Here is a 17103-nt window from a genome sequence, read left to right as displayed (position 1 = left end):
AAGGTCCAACCCAAACGCCAATCAGCAACGAATTTGCCGGTTTTTCAGCAGACTGCTAGAGCGTTTTCGAGCGAAGTGGACACCGGGTCGCGTGAAGAAAACGCGTCAAAACAACAATCTAGAGCTTCGGTTCTGATTCAATCAGAACCGAAAATGCTCTAGTTCCGCACGGCGTAGAGCGGGGTTCGCAGGGTCAGCTGGTAGGACGGCTTCGGCATCCAGGCGATCTGCGCGGTGATGCCGAACAGGCGGTTGTCGTTGTCGTCCATGCGATCGAGGTCGAGCCGCAGGATCGGCTGCGTGAAAGACTCCGCCAGCGTCCGGCCCGCGAGCTGCGCGCCGCCGAACGACTGCACGCCGAGGCGCCCGGTGAACTTCCAGTTGCTCGGCCATTGGTAATAGCCGCCGGCATAGAGGATCGTGTTTGGCCGGATGCTGGCGAACGGGCTGGCGATGGTGGTGTAGGTATATTGCATGCCGGCCAGCCAGCCCCGCGTCTCGTCCTCGTCGAGCGCGTAGTCGAATTCCAGGATGTTGTTGAACGAGTTCGTCATGCCCTGCTCGTTCGGCACCGACTGCGTCAGGGTCGATTGCAGCGTGATGGTCGGGATCCTGCCGCCATTCTGCTGATAAAGGTCAGCCTGCACGCCAATGTTCCAGCTCGTGACGTCGAACGTCGACCAGCCGCCGCCGATGTCGGTCGTCGAGCCCGATACGCCGCCATAGAGCGAGACGCGGTCGTTGACGTCGACGGTCAGCGGCAGGTCGACGGCAATCGACTTCGCGGCCGGCAGGCCGTTCGGCAGCGTCGCGCCTCTGCGCACCGCCAGGGCTTCGAGGGCGGTCGACAGCGACGTGGTGCCGAAGCCGAGCCCGAGCGTCCCCGCAGGGATCGACGCATAGGTCGTACGCAGATCGAGATAGAGGTTCGGGATCGCGGGTTTCGCCGGCGCATCCTCCTCGTCGTCGGCGGCGAAGGCCGCGCCGGCCGAAACCATCAGACAGGCCAGTCCCATCGCGACAGCGCGCAAGACTGGACGATTTGACGGGCGGCGAGGGGACACGTGACAATCCGACGCGTGGGTCGTGGTGGCGAAATCGTGAGCTAGATGGAACGTGATTGTTCCCGCGGTCAAGCGCTATCGGCAGACCATGGACGGCATCGACAGGCGCGGCTACCTTGCCGGGATCGCACAGACTCGCTCGCCGGCCGAGATAGGCCGGACAACGGAGGACGACAGCCATGACCACGTCACGCCGCATCCTGCTCGCTGGAATGGCGGGGCTCGCCGTCGCTCCGACCGCCGTGGCGGCTGCGCCCGCGCCGGTGCCCGATGACACGACGGTTGCCGAGGAACGCTTTGCGCGCATGATTGCCGCCGCGCATGCGCCCGATGTCAGCTGCGCCCGCCAGGCGGAGCGCTATGCGGACGCGCATTGGCCTGACTACGTCATGGCCGCCCGGGCCGTGATCGACGCGCGCGCGTAATCCGCACTACCTCTCCACCGCTCGCCGCACCTGCTCGCCGATCTGCGACAGCACCAGCTGCGCTTGCGGCAGGATCGCGCCCATGGCGTGGAAATTGTGAACCATGCCGTCGTGACAGACATGCTCGACGGCGACGCCTGCGGCGAGCAGCTTGCGGGCATAGGCGTTGCCTTCATCGCGCATCGGGTCGTATTCGGCGGTGTGGATGATCGCGGTCGGCAGGCCAGCGACCCGTGTTGCGCGCAGCGGAGACACGCGGGGATCTGCCGTGTCGATTCCCTCGGGCAGATAGTCGGCGAGATCGGCCTCGATCGTGACGCGGTCGATCAGATGGCCCTCGGCAAAGGCTTCGCGTGAGGGCGAGGTTTCCTCGAAATCCAGCACCGGGCAGATCAGACATTGCGCGGCGATGGCAAGGCCTGCGGTCTGCGCCGCCTCCTGGCATACGATCGCCGCGAGCGTTGCCCCGGCGGAATCGCCGCCGACCACCAGGCGGTCGGCGTCGATGCCGAGCGAGGCGGCCTCGCGCGCAACCCATTCGGTGGCGGTGATCGCGTCCTCGATCGCGGCCGGAAAGGGATGCTCCGGCGCGAGCCGGTAGTCGACCGAGACGAGGCGGCAGCCGGTGGCATGCGCCAGCGCCGCCGCGATGCGGTCATGCGTGGCAATGCCGCCGGCAACGAGACCGCCGCCGTGGAAGAACACGAAGCCCGGCGCAAGCTCCTCGGCACTTGCAGGCGTGTAGAGCCGATAGGGCACCTCGTGGTCGCGGCCGGGCAGCACGCCGTCGCGCGTCGTCACGTCAGGCGCATCGGTGCGGGCGAACTGCATCAGCTTTGCCAGCGATTGCCGCCGCGCCTCCACGCTCGGCCGGGTTCTCGCCTGCGGCGCAGCCGCGGCCATCATGGTCAACAAGCGCTTTGCGAGCGGATCGAGCGGCATGGCGGACTCCATATCGTAGCCGACATTATAGCCGATTTGTCATGTCTTACCCTCCAGGGAAGTGTCCCGGCCCCCTACGCAAATCGTTTAGAAATTGGGGCAATAGTGCCGGGATATTTGCCAGGGGAGGCCTGACATGGCCGAGATCAAGAGACCGATCGAATATTCGCCGAGCTGGACCTTCTTCGAGGGCAAATGGCACGACGGCAACGTGCCGATCATGGGCCCGCGCACGCACGCGGCCTGGCTCGGCTCGGTGGTGTTCGACGGTGCACGTGCCTTCGAGGGCGTCGCGCCAGATCTCGACCGTCACGTCGCCCGCGCCAATCAATCCGCGATCAATTTCGGCCTGAAGCCGGTGGTCGATGCCGGGACCTGGCTCACGCTCGCAAGCGAAGGCATCGCGCGCTTCGCGGCGAATGCCGAGCTCTACATCCGCCCGATGTACTGGGCCGAGAACGGAAGCGGCGGCGGCGTGCTGTTCGATCCCGAAACGACCAACTGGTGCCTGTGCATCTACGAGGCGCCGATGCCCAAACCCGTCGGCAACGCCATCACCTTGTCGCCGTTCCGCCGGCCCACGGCCGAATGCGCGCCGGTCGAGGCGAAAGCGGCCTGCCTCTATCCGAACAATTCGCGCGCGCTCGCCGAAGCCGCCTCCCGCGGCTTCCAGAACGCCTTGATGCTCGACATGCTCGGCAACGTCGCCGAGTTCGGCAATTCCAACGTGTTCATGGCCAAGGACGGTGTGGTCTTCACGCCCGTGCCGAACGGTACCTTCCTCAACGGCATCACGCGCCAGCGCGTCATCAGCCTGCTGCGCGGCGACGGCGTCACGGTGGTCGAGAAGACGCTGCGCTACGCCGATTTCCTGGCGGCCGACGAGATCTTCTCCACCGGCAATTTCGCCAAGGTCGCGCCGGTGATCCGTATCGACGAGCGCGAGCTGACGCCGGGCCCGTTCTACACCAAGGCACGAAAGCTCTATTGGGACTTTGCGCATGCGGTGAAGCTGGCGGCGTAGTTGCTGTTTACTCCGCTGTCATCGCCTGACTTGATCGGGCGATCCAGTATTCCAGAGACGGTTGTGATTCCTCGATAAGCCGCGGCGTACTGGATGCGCCTTCGCGGGGCACGACGGCTACTTCTGGCCGCGCCTTCGAAACCGGCTGAACTGAAACGCCTGCGTCGAATCCCACGGCGTATGATGCGTCTCGCGCTGGGTCTCGATCAGCGCGAAATCTGGCCCGAGCTCCGCTGCGAGGCTCGCGCTGTCATGGCGCTGCACCGGCAGGCCGCTGCACTTCTCCGGACCGTCGGGTGCGAACGTTGCGATGATGACATGGCCGCCGGGCGCGAGCGCCGACCGCAGCCGTTCGACGTAGGCCGCCCTGTCGCGGGGATCGGTCAGGAAGTGAAAGGCGGCGCGATCGTGCCAGACCTCGTAGGTCTTTGCGGGCTGCCATGTCGTGGCATCGGCAACGATCCAGCTGGCTGATGCTGCGGCGGGGCCGATGCGCTTCCTGGCGGCGTCAAGCGCGTTCGCGGAGAGGTCCAGCACGGAGACGTCGCGATATCCATCCTGCAACAATGCATCGACCAGACGGGACGCGCCGCCGCCGATATCGATGATGGCCGCGTCATGATCTGGACCGGCCGCCCGGATCATCGCGAGCGAGGTCGAGGGGCTATTCTGAAACCAGCTGACCTCGGCCTCGCCCTTGGTGGCGTAGACTCCGTCCCAATGGGAACTTCGGTCGGACATCGCGCATCCTCCGGCGCATTGGGTGCGGAGGTAAGGAAAGACCTATTCGTCCTTCTTCGACATCCGCTCCAGGCGGTCCTGCATTTCCTTCATCTGCTGGCGCAGATCGTCGATGTTGCTGTCCTTCGGCGTCTCCGCATTCGCATCGGGCTCCGGCTCGGCGGTCGCCGGGCGGGGCGGGGCGAAGGGCTTGAACATCGAGAAGGTCTGCTGGAACAGCTCCATGTTGCGGCGGACCTGTTCTTCCAAAGGAGCAAAGGGAGTGCCGGACAGGGTGTTGGCGATCTGCTTGCGGAACTTCTCTTGCTCCTGGGTCAGGGTCGCGATCGACTGCTCCAGATATTTCGGCACCACCATCTGCATGCTGTCGCCGTAGAAGCGGATGAGCTGACGCAGGAAGGTGGTCGGCAGCAGGTTCTGGCCGGCCTTGTTCTCCTGCTCGAAGATGATCTGGGCGAGCACGGAGCGGGTGATGTCGTCGCCGGTCTTGGCGTCATAGACCAGGAAATCCTCGCCATCCTTGACCATCGCGGCGAGGTCTTCCAGCGTCACGTAGGTGCTCGTCCCGGTGTTATAGAGCCGGCGGTTCGCGTATTTCTTGATGGTTGTGGGTTGGTCTGATTTCGCCATGGGCTCTCACTTGCAAACGCGGAGAACGGGAACCCGGCGGGCCATGCCGCAGGGCGGGAAGAGTACGCAACGCAACAAAATAAGCATTTTCAAAGGGCTCACGCTACCGTTTTGTGCGGCACGGTTAATCGCGGAGCAAAATCCTGCTTGCGAAAGCGCCAAGAACGCTATTTTGAATGCGCTGCGGCATGAATTCGGTCGCCGGCCGATTGACATGCCTCAACGACGTTAACAGGATGGCTCACGACACTGGCGAGCCGTTTCTCTAGCCCCGCCTGCCCCTTCAAAGAACCTCAAGCCTCAGGAGATGCCCATGTCAGACGATGTCGTCATCGTCAGCGCCGCCCGCACCCCGGTCGGAAGCTTCAACGGAGCGTTCGCGACCCTTCCCGCTCATGATCTCGGTGCCGTCGCCATCAAGGCCGCGCTGGAGCGCGCTGGCATCGAGCCCGGCCGCGTCTCCGAAGTCATCATGGGCCAGATTCTGACCGCCGCCCAGGGCCAGAACCCGGCCCGCCAGGCGTCGATCGGCGCCGGCATCCCGGTGGAGAGCCCGGCCTGGGGCGTCAACCAGCTTTGCGGCTCGGGCCTGCGCACGGTCGCGCTCGGCTATCAGGCGCTGCTCAACGGCGATTCCGAGATCGTGGTTGCCGGCGGCCAGGAATCCATGAGCATGGCCCCGCACGCCCAATATCTGCGCGGCGGCGTCAAGATGGGTCCCGTCGAGTTCGTCGACACCATGATCAAGGACGGCCTGTGGGATGCCTTCAACGGCTACCACATGGGCAACACCGCCGAGAACGTCGCGCGGCAGTGGCAGATCACCCGTGCCCAGCAGGACGAGTTCGCGGTCGCCTCGCAGCAAAAGGCCGAGGCGGCGCAGAAGGCCGGCAAGTTCAACGACGAGATCGTCCCCGTCACCATCAAGACCCGCAAGGGCGACGTCGTCGTCAGCGCCGACGAATATCCGCGCCATGGCGCAACGCTCGATGCGATGGCCAAGCTCAAGCCAGCCTTCGAGAAGGACGGCACGGTCACCGCGGGCTCCGCGTCCGGCATCAATGACGGTGCTGCCGCCGTGGTGCTGATGACCGCCAAGCAGGCGGCCAAGGAAGGCAAGAAGCCGCTCGCGCGCATCGTGTCCTGGGCGCAGGCCGGCGTCGATCCGAAGATCATGGGCTCAGGCCCGATCCCGGCCTCGCGCGCCGCGCTGAAGAAGGCCGGCTGGAATGTCGGCGATCTCGACCTGATCGAGGCCAACGAGGCCTTCGCGGCGCAGGCCTGCGCCGTCAACAAGGACCTCGGCTGGGATACCTCGAAGGTCAACGTCAATGGCGGCGCGATCGCGATCGGTCATCCGGTCGGTGCCTCCGGCGCCCGCGTGCTGGTGACCCTGCTGCACGAGATGCAGAAGCGCGATTCGAAGAAGGGCCTTGCCACGCTGTGCATCGGCGGCGGCATGGGTATCGCGATGTGTCTGGCGCGCGACTGACGGTAACTGACGCGTAGCTGAGGTGCTGTTGCGCGTGCGCTGCACACCTCGGTGAGTGCGTTGCACGCGACTAAAAAGGCAGCGGTTGCAAATCAAATATTCTTCGCAAGCGCGCAGGCCTCGACTAAATACAAACGCCCGGCTCAACGCCGGGCGTTTTGTTCTTGATGTCCGTCAAACCAACCGCATAATCCAACGCTAAAAAGCAATCACTCCAGAAACGTCCGAAGAGTCCAAGGGAAGGAATGGGATATGGCACGTGTTGCATTGGTCACGGGTGGTACGCGGGGCATCGGTGCTGCGATCAGCAAGGCACTGAAGGCGGCTGGATACAAGGTTGCGGCGAGCTATGCCGGCAACGATGCGGCCGCGGAGAAGTTCAAGGCCGAGACCGGCATTGCCGTCTACAAATGGGATGTCAGCAGTTTCGACGCCTGTGCCGAAGGCGTGAAGAAGGTCGAGGCCGATCTCGGACCGATCGAGGTGCTCGTCAACAATGCCGGCATCACCCGAGACACCGCCTTCCACAAGATGACGCTCGAGCAGTGGAACGCCGTCATCAACACCAATCTCGGCTCGCTCTTCAACATGACGCGCCAGGTCATCGAGGGCATGCGCTCGCGCAAGTTCGGCCGCATCATCTCGATCTCGTCGATCAACGGACAGAAGGGACAGTTCGGCCAGGTCAACTATTCCGCGGCGAAGGCCGGCGACATCGGCTTCACCAAGGCGCTGGCGCTGGAGAATGCCAAGGGCGGCATCACCGTGAACGCGATCTGTCCCGGCTACATCAACACCGAGATGGTGCAGGCGGTGCCGAAGGACGTTCTGGAGAAGAACGTGATCCCGCAGATCCCGGCCAACCGGCTCGGCGAGCCCGAGGAGATCGCGCGCGCGGTCGTGTTTCTCGCGGCCGACGAGTCCGGCTTCATCACCGGCTCGACCCTGACGGTCAACGGCGGTCAGTACATGGTGTGATGCGATCGCATCACGCCGGCTGATATTGTCGCCATCGACGTGCCCGGGCTTGTCCCGGGCATCCACGGCCTTACAACAGCCGTCGCCACGGAAGAACGTGGATGGCCGGGACAAGCCCGGCCATGACGGAAACATTGGGCCAATGACTCCCCGCACCGCCACGCTGATCGGCCTGACCGCGATCCTGATGTGGTCGCTGCTCTCGGTGATGACGGTGGCGACCGGAAAGATCCCGGCGTTCCAGCTCGCTGCGATGACGTTTGCGATCGGCGGTCTGGTCGGCCTGCTCACCTGGATCGGCCGCGGCGATGCGGCGAAAAGCCTGCGTCAGCCGCTCGTCGTCTGGGTCGTCGGCGTCGGCGGCCTGTTCGGCTATCACGCGCTGTATTTTCTGGCGCTGCGCTTCGCGCCGCCGGCCGAAGCCGGCCTCCTGAACTACATGTGGCCGCTTCTGATCGTGCTGTTCTCGTCGTTCCTGCCCGGCGAGCGGCTCGCCCTGCATCACATCATCGGCGCCGTGCTCGGTCTCGTCGGCACCGTGCTGCTGTTCGCCGGCAATACCAGTGGGTTTGCGCCGGGAGCGGTGCCGGGATTGATCGCGGCTTTCATCGCGGCCTTCGTCTGGGCAACCTATTCGGTGCTGTCGCGTCGGTTGAAAGCGGTGCCGACCGACGCGGTCGCGGGCTTCTGCCTTGCAACGGCCGTGCTCGCCGCACTGATGCATGGCCTGCTCGAGACGACGGTCTGGCCGGAGACCGCGGTGCAATGGCTCTCGGTGATTGCGCTCGGCATCGGTCCCGTCGGCGCCGCCTTCTACGCCTGGGACATCGGCATGAAGCGCGGCGACATCCGCGTGCTCGGCGCCGCCTCCTACGCAACGCCGCTGCTCTCGACCGGCTTCCTCATCGCCGCAGGATTCGCAAAAGCCAGCGCCAACATCGCCATCGCCGCGATCCTGATCGCCGGCGGAGGGTTGATCGCCGCCAAGGACATGGTGCTGCGCAAACGATGATTCGTCCGCTCGCGATATCGCTCATGCTGCTTGCCGACCTCGCTTGTCCGGGCGCCGTGGCACAGGTCGTGGCGAAGCCCGAAACATTCACCGGCATCCATCGGAAGGAGCGCGTACGCGGCCGTTCCGAGACCGCCACGGTCAGTGACGGCAAATCCTTCGTTCAGCTGACTGAGCGGCGATATCGGACAGGCGGCTTTTGGCCGCCTTACGAGACATTGCCCACGATCATCGTCCGACGATTGCCTGTGCGGAGCCGCGCTTCGGCCAATCACGACTGATCTGCAGCTAAGGCGCGGGCTGCCAGCCCGGCGGCCGGTACATCGCTTCCGGGATCTGTCCGAGCTCGGAGCGCTGCAGGCGTTGCGGCGTCAGGCCGTAGAACTCCTGGAAGCTGAGGATCAGCGGGCGCCATTTGTCGGGATCGATGCGGTTGGGCGCGCCGTCCATCATGATATCGGGGTGTGCGTGCACGCGGGTGATGCGGACCTCGATGGCCGCGAGGTTGCCGCGCCAGACCGCGTCGTCCTGTGCCATGTCGTGCACATGCGCGAGCTTCGCCTCCATCTGCACCGGACATTCGACCGCACGCGGCGCGCGGACTGTTTCGCCCGGCAGCGCCGTCAGACCGCTGAGATTGAATTTGTCCCTCTCGTGCCGATAGCCACGATAGAGCTTTCCCGGCGGCACGGGATTCGATCCGGTGGTGCGGGCGAGGCGATCGACGGCGGCAACGAGGTCCGCCGACGGCAGATTGAGTACGCATTCGCCGGTGCGAATCAGATTCTCGGTGGTCTTGGAATTGCGGGCGAGGCCGAGCATGCAGCGCCATCCGATCCACCACGCTGACGACATCGGCGCGAGATTGTGCGAGCCGTCGTCGTTGGTCGATCCGATCAGGACGACGGGCGTTCCGAAATAGAGAATGGCCGGGTCGATCTGAACCGTCGGGGGATCGAATGTACCGTGCATCTTGCGCTCCTGTTCGCTGCGAGCGCCGTCCTACGATGCGCGACGGATCGATCCCACCCGATTCCAGATCGCGTTACGGCTCCCAGCCCTGAGGTGCGAGCTCGAAGCCGGCGAATTCGAACGCGGGTGCCACGGTGCAGCCGACCAGCGTCCACTCGCCCGTGGTTTCCGCCATCTGCCAGGCCTGCGCCGGCACGATCGCCTGCGGCCGTTCGCCATGGACGAGGTCCGCGCCCAGCCGCACCTCGTGCTGCGAGCAACCCTCATGGGCGATGCGCAGCATCAGGGGGCTGCCGGCGTAATAGTGCCAGGTCTCGACCGCATCGACGCGATGCCAGTGCGAGCGCTCGCCGCGTGCCAGCAGGAAGTAGATCAGGGTCGAGCGCGAGCGGCCGTTGGCGTCCGTAGTCTGGTCGCGAAACGTCTCGCGATAGTGCCCGCCTTCGGGATGCGGGCGGAGTTCGAGGCGCGCGATGATCTCGGCTGCTGTCGGCATCGATCCTCGTCAGGACTTGTTCTTGCGCTCGCGCAATTCGCCGAACACCGCGGCGGCATCCGCGCCCTTCATGTGCAGCCTGGCTGCGACCTGCGGTTCGTCGGCCCGCAGGAACACGTTGGCCCGCTTCTCCTCGCCAAGCAGGGTGGGAATGGTCGGCTTGTTCTCGGCCCGCAGCTTCGCCACCTCCGCCGCGCGCGCCTGGAGCGCCGCATTGTCGGGCTCGACGGTGAGGGCGAACTTGACGTTGGACGCCGTGTACTCGTGGCCGCAATAGAGCTTGAAGTCGTCCGGCAGGGCGCGCAGCTTCAGCAGCGAATCCCACATCATCGGGTAGGTGCCCTCGAACACGCGGCCGCAGCCGATCGAGAACAGCGTGTCGGCGGCGAATACCGTTTTTTCGTTGTCGAACACGTAGGAGATATGGTCGAGCGTGTGGCCGGGCGTCTCGATGACGCGCGCCAGCAGATTGCCGATCTTGACCACGTCGGCATTGGCGACGCGCAGATCGACGTTCGCGATCCCCGTGGTCTTGTCGTGCGGCGCGACGACGCGGCAATCGTATTTCTGCTTGAGCTCGGCGACCCCGCCGACATGATCGCCGTGATGATGGGTGATCAGGATGTCGGTGAGCTGCCAGCCCTCGCGCTCCAGCGCCTTGATGATGGGGCCCGCCTCCGGCGCGTCAATCGACGCCGTCGCCTTGGTTTCGACATCGTGGATCAGATAACCGAAATTGTCGTTTAAACAGGTGAAAGTACGAATTTCGGCGGCCATGTCATCTCCATCGGGCTCAGCCCCGCCAGACAAATATGGCGTTAACGTTGCGCAGGCAATGCAATATTCCGCGCGCGGCGACGCTCTCGTGCATGTTACATTGCCGTCATGACCATCGACGTCGTCGACCTCCGCGAGTTCTATTCCCGCCGCCTCGGGATCGTGGCGCGGCAAATGATCAACCGCGGCATCAGGGAGCGCTGGCCGGGCGCGCAAGGCCAGCGCGTGCTCGGCATCGGCTATCCCACGCCCTATCTGGGGTTGTTCCGGGAGGATGCCGAGCGCTGCATCGCCTTCATGCCGGCGGCCCAGGGCGTCCTGAAATGGCCGACGGGGCGGCCGGCGCTGGCCTCGCTGGTCGACGAATTCTCGTTGCCGCTTCCCGACGCCGCGGTCGACCGCATCCTGCTGATCCATGCGCTGGAGATGTCGGATGATCCGGCCGCGCTGCTGCGCGAGGTCTGGCGGGTGCTGTCGCCCTCGGGCCGCGTGATCGCGGTGATTCCGAATCGGCGCGGGGTGTGGACCCGCACCGACAGCACGCCGTTCGGTCACGGCCGGCCCTATTCACGCTCGCAGATCACCGACCTCTTGCGCCAGACCTGGTTCACGCCGACCGCCTGGGGCGAGGCCCTGTTCATGCCGCCCTATGCCGGCGGCTGGGTGCTGAGATCGGCGCAAATGTGGGAGCGTGCCGGCGCAGCGCTGTCACTGCCTTTTGCCGGCGTGCACATCGTCGAGGCCACCAAGCAGGTCTATCGCGCAATCCCCGCCAAGCGCGAACGGGCGCGGTTGATTCCCTCGCTGGCAAAGCCGGTGCTGGTGCCGTCCTCGACCACGGTGACACGCAGCTGAAAACAAAACGTCCCGGCGCGAGGCCGGGACGGTTGCAGTTCAAAATTCAGAACAGGCTCACTCGCCGGGGGCGACTTCGTCGCTCGAGGCGGCTGGAGCTGCCTCGCGCTCGGGGCGCGGGCCATGCGGCCGGCGCCGCCGGCGCGGATAGCGTTCGCCACCGCCGGCACCGCCTTCGAAGCCGGCCTGACCGCCATTGGCGCCGACATTCACTTGCGGTTGCGGGCCGGTGATGAAGGATGGCAGGCGATCGACGCTGCCGGCGTCGCCGATGACGGGCTGCGGCTGGTTCGCAGGCTGCGGCTGATATTGCGGTTGGGGCTGGAATTGCGGCTGCGGGCGATGGTCGCGTTCGCGGTGCTCGCGCGGCTGCTGGTTGTCGCGCTGCTGATGGTCACGCTGATGATGTTCGCGCTGGCCGTCGCGGTCGCGCATGAAGGACTGCTGCTGCGGCGGCTGCGGGACGAAGCCCGGCTCCTGGCCGAAATTCGAGAAATTCTCGCCGTCGTCTTCGCCGTCGTCGCCATGGCTGCTGACGGGCTCGTCACCGCGCGGCTGCTGGTTCTGGCGGAACTGCTCCTGAGCGGCCGCGATCAGGCGGAAATAATGCTCGGCATGCTGGTAGTAGTTCTCGGCCGCAACGGGGTCGCCGGAGGAGCGCGCGTCGCGCGCAAGCTGCAGATATTTCTCGGCGATGTGCGAGGCGGTGCCGCGGATCTTGATGTCGGGTCCGTTGGACTCGTAGACCCGGGTCATCGGGTTCTGGCTGCGCCGGTTGTTGTTATTGTTGTTGTTGCGGTTGCGCATCCGCTGCTTGTTCTGACCGTTTCTCATGTCCTGCCTTTAATTCCAGCCCTAAAGGTTGCACGCATTACTGATTGCTAGGAGTGACCTGGTGACAGCGGTTCACATTGCTCACGCGCACCGCGCGCACGAGCGGATTGATCCCTGCCGATGTTCGTCGACCGTCGCGCTCAACAAAGACGCGTTCCCCACCCGCCAGCACTGATCGCCAGCGAACCCATTCATTTTGCCTGCCGAAACAAGCCCAGCTTTGTTGCGTAAGTCTTCAAGCGCAATATCAGGCTTTCGTTCACGTTGCGGTCGGAGAGCAGCACAGCTCCAATGGCCATCGCGCTCAACAGGACCTGCGGCTTGGAACCTATAATCAGTAAAGCTCTCGCCCGAGAGCCCGGCTTTCGCCCGTAGGTCTACGGGGCCGGCACCGATCTGTTGATCGGAACGTAGTCGTTCCCAAGGGATATTCCAAGAGCTTTTTGCACGCCAATCCGGCTTTTATGGGGGCATTTTTCGGGCCGAAACGGCCCGCGGAATGCCCGCCAGGTCGGCCTTCGCTGGCCTGTCCACCGTTAACCCAGCGGCTGCCATAAGGGTCTCAATGTTTCTCGCCTGGCCCTGTCCGGCCTCGACAATCAGCGCGCCGCCGGGGGCGAGGCACTCGCTCGCCTGAGGGATCAGGGCGCGATAGGCGTCATATCCGTCATTGCCGCCATCCAGCGCCAGATGCGGGTCGTGCTCACGCACCTCGATGCTCAATGTCGGGATTTCGGCCGAGGGGATATAGGGCGGGTTCGACACGATGAGGTCGAACGGGCCGCGCAGCGCCGACGCATAGGAGCAGGCGACAAAGACCGCGCGGCCGGCAAGGCCGAGCGCGCGGGCATTGTCCCGCGCCGTGCCGAGGGCGGTGAGGCTGAGATCGGTGCCGACGCCGAAGGCATCGGGAATTTCGTGCAACAGCGCCAGCAGGATCGCGCCCGAGCCGGTGCCGATGTCGGCGATTCGCGGCTGCTTGACCTCCCGGTCGCGAAGGACCTCGAGCGCAAGCTCGACCACGGTCTCGGTATCGGGGCGCGGCACCAGGGTGGCATCCGACAGACGAAACGGAAGGCCCCAGAATTCCTTGGTCCCGAGAATCCGTGCCACCGGTTCGCCGGCGACCCGGCGCTGCGCGTATTGCGCAAGCCGCGACGCCTCGGCGTCGGTGAGCGGCCGGGTGGCCTGCGTGATCAGGCCGGTCAGATCGAGACCGAGGACCGCGCCAAGCAAAATACGGGCATCGAGTTCGGCGTCATCAAGCAGTCCCGACCTCAGTTGCGCAGCCAGTGCGCGCCGCGCGCTCTCGATGGATTGTCCGGTGAAGGAATTGCCCACGCCGCTACGCCGCCGCGCCTTGTGCGGCGAGCTGTGCGGCCTGGTGCTCGGTGGTCAGCGCGTCGATCAATTCGCCGAGCGCTTCGCCCGCGATCACCTGCGGCAGCTTGTAGAGCGTCAGGTTGATGCGGTGGTCGGTGACGCGCCCTTGCGGGAAGTTATAGGTGCGGATGCGTTCGGAGCGATCGCCGGAGCCGACCTTCTCCTTGCGTTCGGCCGACCGCGCGGCGTCGACGCGCTGGCGTTCGGCATCGTAGATGCGCGAGCGCAGGATGTTCATGGCGGAGGCGCGGTTCTTGTGCTGCGAGCGGCTGTCCTGCATCATCACCACGATGCCGGTCGGAATGTGGGTGATGCGGATCGCCGATTCCGTCTTGTTGACGTGCTGGCCGCCCGCGCCTTGCGCGCGCATGGTCTCGATGCGCAGATCGTCGTTCTTGATGTCGACGTCGACATCCTCGACCTCCGGCAGCACGGCCACCGTCGCGGCCGAAGTGTGGATGCGCCCCTGCGTCTCGGTGTCGGGCACGCGCTGCACGCGGTGCACGCCGGATTCGAATTTCAGCTTGGAGAACGCGCCGCGGCCCTGCACCTCCGCGATAATTTCCTTGTAGCCGCCGACGGTGCCTTCGCTGGCCGAGATCACCTCGACCTTCCAGCCCTGCAGGCTGGCGAAGCGTTCGTACATCCGGAACAAATCGCCGGCGAACAGCGAGGCCTCGTCGCCGCCGGTGCCGGCGCGGATTTCCAGCACCACGTTGCGATCGTCCATGGCGTCCTTGGGCAGCAGCGCGACGCGGATCTTCTGGACCAGCTCCTCGATCCTCGGCGTCAGCTCGTCGCGTTCGGCTTCCGCCATGCCGCGCATCTCGGCATCGGTTGCGGGATCGGCGATCAGCGCCTCGGTGTCGGCGAGCTCCTTGACGGCGGAACGGTAGGTCTTCACCGCTTCGATCAGCGGCGTGAGCTCGGCGAGCTCGCGCGTGATCTGGACGTAGCGCTCGGAGGCGAGCTGCCCCAGCGATTCGGCCTCGAGCGAGGCGTGATGCGCGAGCAGGACGTCCAGTTTGGCTTCGGGGAGTGACGACATCGGTACGGTCTCAAATGCGGAAAAGGGGCGGGGCGGCAGGGAGCGGCGACAGGCCCGCTACAATGCCAAGCCTTCGGCCTCGGCAAATTCCGTCAGCTTCTGCCGGATCGAGACGCTGCCTGCCGGCGCGTCCAGGAGCGGGCCGAGCATGGCTTCGGCCTTCTTGGCATCGAGATCGATCACCATGGCCTTGACCGGGCCGAGCGCGGTCGCCGAAAGCGACAGCGAGCGGTAGCCCAGCGCAATCAGCGCCAGCGCGCCGATCGGCTTCGACGCCATCTCGCCGCAGAGCGAGAGAGACTTCTTCGCCTCCTGGCACTTGCGCGAGATATCGCGCAGCGCGCGCAGGATCGGCGCCGACATGGTGTCGAAGCGCTCGGAGACCTTGGCATTGCCGCGGTCGACCGCGAACAGGAACTGGAACAGATCGTTGGAACCGACCGAGATGAAGTCGACCTTCTTCAGGAGCTCGTCGAGCTGATAGAGCAGCGCGGGAACCTCGACCATGGTGCCGATGTCGATTCGTTCAGGCAGCGTGTGGCCGTGCTGGCGCAGATAAGTGAGCTCGCGCTCGACCAGCGCCTTCGCCGCATCGAACTCGGCGACCTCCGAGATCATCGGGAACATGATGCGCAGCGCGCGGCCGCCGCCGGCGCGTAAGAGCGCGCGGATCTGGCCGCGCAACAGGCCGGGACGGTCCAGGCCGAGCCGGATCGCACGCCAGCCGAGCGCGGGATTTTCCTCGATCACCGCTTCCATATAGGGCAGCGCCTTGTCGCCGCCGATGTCGAGGGTGCGGAAGGTGACCGGCTTGGTGCCGGCGGCATCCAGCACGGTACGGTAGAGCGCCAGCTGGTCGCTGGTGCGCGGCAGGCTCTGGCCCACCATGAATTGCAGCTCGGTGCGGAACAGGCCGATGCCGGCGCTGCCGGTGTCCTCGATATGCGGCAGGTCGATCGCGAGCCCGGCGTTGATCATCAGCTCGACCTTCTGGCCGTCCTTGGTGACGCAGGGCCGGTCGCGCAGCGCCAGATATTGCGCCTGGCGGCGGGCGCGGAAGCGCACGCGCTCGGCGAAGGCCGCCTCGACCTCCTGAGAGGGCCGCACATAGATCGAGCCGGAGGTGCCGTCGACGATGATGGCATCGCCGGGATCGGCAATGCCGGGCGCGTTCGGCACCTCGCCGACCGCGGGGATGCCGAGCGCGCGCGCCACGATCGAGACGTGGGAGTTGGCGGTGCCTTCCTCCAGCACGATGCCGCGCAGGCGCTTGCGGTCGTAGTCGAGCAGCGCCGCCGGGCCCATCGCGCGCGCGATGACGATGGCGTTGTCGGGCAGCTGTTCACGCGACGGTGCGTGGTCCTGCCCGACCAGCTGCCGCATCAGGCGGTAGCCGAGATCCTCGAGGTCGTGCAGGCGGTCGCGCAAATAAGGGTCGGTCGAGCGCAGCATGCGCGCGCGGGTGTCGGACTGCACGCGCTCGACCGCGGCTTCCGCGGTGAGGCCGGTGGCGACCGCCTCGTGCAGCTTGTGCGACCAGCCCTGGTCGTTGGCGAACATGCGGTAGGCTTCCAGCACCTCGCGATGCTCGCCGCCTTCGGCGACGTCGCCGCGCTCCAGCATGCGATCGAGATCGGCGCGCAGCTTGGCGAGCGCGGTGTCGAGCCGCTTGATCTCCTTCGGCAGGTCCTCGGCGATGTAGTCCTTGATGACGACGCGCGGCTCGTGCAGCACCACATGGCCGAGCGCGATGCCCTCCGAGAGGATCGCGCCGACCTTCTGCGCGGAATGGCGCGCGGCCGGCTCCTGGCCCGGCTGGGCCAGTGCGGAGAGCTCGCCGGAGGCGATCAGCTCGGCCAGCACCATCGCGGTGGTCTGCAGCGCCTCGAGCTCCTCCTCGACATAATTGCGCTTGGCGCGGTTCTGCACCACCAGCACGCCGAGCGTGTTGCCGGCCCGCAGGATCGGCACGCCGAGGAAGGAATGGTAGATTTCTTCGCCGGTCTCGGGGCGGAACGAGAAGGCCGGATGGCTCTGCGCATCGCTCAAATTGAGCGGCGTCGCCTCGCTGGCGACGAGGCCGACCAGGCCCTCATGGGCGCTCAGCACGGTGTGGTGCACCGCCTCGCGGTTGAGACCTTCGGTGGCGTAGAGCTCGAGCGTGTTGTCGATGCGCAGCACATAGACCGAGCACACTTCGGCCACCATGTTGGCGGCGATCAGCACCACGATCTTGTCCAGCCGCTCCTGGGCCGAGACCTGCTCCGCCATGGTTTCGCGGAGCCGTCTCAACAAGACGCGGGGACCTCCCGACGCGCTCCGCATGTCCCCTCAATCTCCTTCGTCTGCCCGGCCCGGCGGTATCGGCCGGCGGCTGGCCAAAATCCCAGAAAAACAACCAAATTGTTCGTCCGGCGCAGGCGCAAACCC

At 65.5% G+C, this 17103-nt stretch carries 18 protein-coding genes; 7 read left to right on the top strand and 11 right to left on the bottom strand.

The features are described from left to right. Positions 1–158 precede the first annotated feature (158 nt). Entirely contained in the window at positions 159–1031 is an 873-nt protein-coding gene (locus tag UNPF46_RS18755; protein WP_142250981.1) for a hypothetical protein, read from the bottom strand. Between the two features lie 212 nt (positions 1032–1243). Here UNPF46_RS18755 and UNPF46_RS18750 point away from each other — a divergent pair, with 212 nt between their 5' ends. Next, positions 1244–1489 (top strand): hypothetical protein, encoded by a 246-nt coding sequence (locus UNPF46_RS18750; protein ID WP_100180840.1) that lies wholly within the window; start codon positions 1244–1246, stop codon positions 1487–1489. A gap of 6 nt (positions 1490–1495) precedes the next feature. Here the strand turns inward: UNPF46_RS18750 and UNPF46_RS18745 are convergent, their stop codons facing one another. Beyond that, the gene (locus tag UNPF46_RS18745; protein ID WP_142250979.1) at positions 1496–2431 is read right to left on the bottom strand and encodes an alpha/beta hydrolase; all 936 of its coding nucleotides are present in this window, start codon (positions 2429–2431) and stop codon (positions 1496–1498) included. A 136-nt stretch (positions 2432–2567) separates the two neighbouring features. Here UNPF46_RS18745 and UNPF46_RS18740 point away from each other — a divergent pair, with 136 nt between their 5' ends. Next, positions 2568–3455, top strand: coding sequence for a branched-chain amino acid aminotransferase (locus UNPF46_RS18740; protein WP_142250978.1), 888 nt, complete (start codon positions 2568–2570; stop codon positions 3453–3455). Between the two features lie 117 nt (positions 3456–3572). Here UNPF46_RS18740 and UNPF46_RS18735 read toward each other — a convergent pair whose 3' ends face one another. Then, positions 3573–4196: a class I SAM-dependent methyltransferase gene (locus UNPF46_RS18735; protein ID WP_142250977.1), complete on the bottom strand. Its 624-nt coding sequence runs from the start codon at positions 4194–4196 to the stop codon at positions 3573–3575. Positions 4197–4238: 42 nt separating this feature from the next. Next, complete coding sequence (phaR, locus tag UNPF46_RS18730) at positions 4239–4826, bottom strand: polyhydroxyalkanoate synthesis repressor PhaR (RefSeq protein WP_100180837.1); 588 nt, start codon at positions 4824–4826, stop codon at positions 4239–4241. Between the two features lie 313 nt (positions 4827–5139). Between phaR and UNPF46_RS18725 the strand changes: the two genes are divergently transcribed. The 4 genes from UNPF46_RS18725 (at position 5140) to UNPF46_RS18710 (ending at position 8589) form a co-directional block, all read left to right on the top strand. Beyond that, positions 5140–6318 (top strand): acetyl-CoA C-acetyltransferase, encoded by a 1179-nt coding sequence (locus UNPF46_RS18725; protein WP_100180836.1) that lies wholly within the window; start codon positions 5140–5142, stop codon positions 6316–6318. Between the two features lie 252 nt (positions 6319–6570). After that, positions 6571–7296 carry an acetoacetyl-CoA reductase gene (gene phbB / locus UNPF46_RS18720; protein WP_100180835.1) on the top strand — a complete coding sequence of 242 codons (726 nt, stop codon included), beginning with the start codon at positions 6571–6573 and terminating at the stop codon, positions 7294–7296. A gap of 142 nt (positions 7297–7438) precedes the next feature. Then, on the top strand, positions 7439–8308 hold the full coding sequence (yddG, locus tag UNPF46_RS18715; RefSeq protein ID WP_142250976.1) for an aromatic amino acid exporter YddG: 870 nt from the start codon (positions 7439–7441) through the stop codon (positions 8306–8308). A gap of 23 nt (positions 8309–8331) precedes the next feature. Next, positions 8332–8589, top strand: coding sequence for a hypothetical protein (locus tag UNPF46_RS18710; RefSeq protein ID WP_142250975.1), 258 nt, complete (start codon positions 8332–8334; stop codon positions 8587–8589). 7 nt (positions 8590–8596) lie between these two features. On the opposite strand, the gene UNPF46_RS18705 is transcribed toward UNPF46_RS18710, so the two are convergent. From UNPF46_RS18705 to gloB, 3 genes are all read right to left on the bottom strand, one after another. Next, a complete protein-coding gene (locus UNPF46_RS18705) occupies positions 8597–9280 on the bottom strand; it encodes a flavin reductase family protein (protein ID WP_142250974.1) in 684 nt (227 codons plus the stop codon). Between the two features lie 73 nt (positions 9281–9353). Next, positions 9354–9776 carry a cupin domain-containing protein gene (locus UNPF46_RS18700; protein ID WP_100180831.1) on the bottom strand — a complete coding sequence of 141 codons (423 nt, stop codon included), beginning with the start codon at positions 9774–9776 and terminating at the stop codon, positions 9354–9356. A 9-nt stretch (positions 9777–9785) separates the two neighbouring features. Beyond that, positions 9786–10553 carry a hydroxyacylglutathione hydrolase gene (gene gloB, locus UNPF46_RS18695; protein WP_142250973.1) on the bottom strand — a complete coding sequence of 256 codons (768 nt, stop codon included), beginning with the start codon at positions 10551–10553 and terminating at the stop codon, positions 9786–9788. A 108-nt stretch (positions 10554–10661) separates the two neighbouring features. Here gloB and UNPF46_RS18690 point away from each other — a divergent pair, with 108 nt between their 5' ends. Continuing rightward, positions 10662–11408 (top strand): methyltransferase domain-containing protein, encoded by a 747-nt coding sequence (locus UNPF46_RS18690; RefSeq protein WP_100180829.1) that lies wholly within the window; start codon positions 10662–10664, stop codon positions 11406–11408. Positions 11409–11465: 57 nt separating this feature from the next. Here the strand turns inward: UNPF46_RS18690 and UNPF46_RS18685 are convergent, their stop codons facing one another. The 4 genes from UNPF46_RS18685 to ptsP all read right to left on the bottom strand — a co-directional run bounded on the left by UNPF46_RS18685 (position 11466) and on the right by ptsP (position 16998). Continuing rightward, entirely contained in the window at positions 11466–12242 is a 777-nt protein-coding gene (locus UNPF46_RS18685; protein WP_100180828.1) for a DUF4167 domain-containing protein, read from the bottom strand. 462 nt (positions 12243–12704) lie between these two features. Beyond that, positions 12705–13583: a peptide chain release factor N(5)-glutamine methyltransferase gene (gene prmC / locus UNPF46_RS18680; RefSeq protein WP_142250972.1), complete on the bottom strand. Its 879-nt coding sequence runs from the start codon at positions 13581–13583 to the stop codon at positions 12705–12707. A gap of 4 nt (positions 13584–13587) precedes the next feature. Then, positions 13588–14673, bottom strand: coding sequence for a peptide chain release factor 1 (prfA, locus tag UNPF46_RS18675; RefSeq protein WP_100180826.1), 1086 nt, complete (start codon positions 14671–14673; stop codon positions 13588–13590). A 57-nt stretch (positions 14674–14730) separates the two neighbouring features. Then, a complete protein-coding gene (gene ptsP / locus UNPF46_RS18670; protein ID WP_100180825.1) occupies positions 14731–16998 on the bottom strand; it encodes a phosphoenolpyruvate--protein phosphotransferase in 2268 nt (755 codons plus the stop codon). Between the last annotated feature and the right edge of the window lie 105 nt (positions 16999–17103).

The sequence above is a fragment of the Bradyrhizobium sp. UNPF46 genome (assembly GCF_006658625.1).
In the GTDB taxonomy this organism is placed as follows: domain Bacteria; phylum Pseudomonadota; class Alphaproteobacteria; order Rhizobiales; family Xanthobacteraceae; genus Bradyrhizobium; species Bradyrhizobium nitroreducens.
The sequence above is the reverse complement of the archived record's forward strand: the minus strand, read 5'-3'. Positions and strand labels throughout refer to the sequence as shown.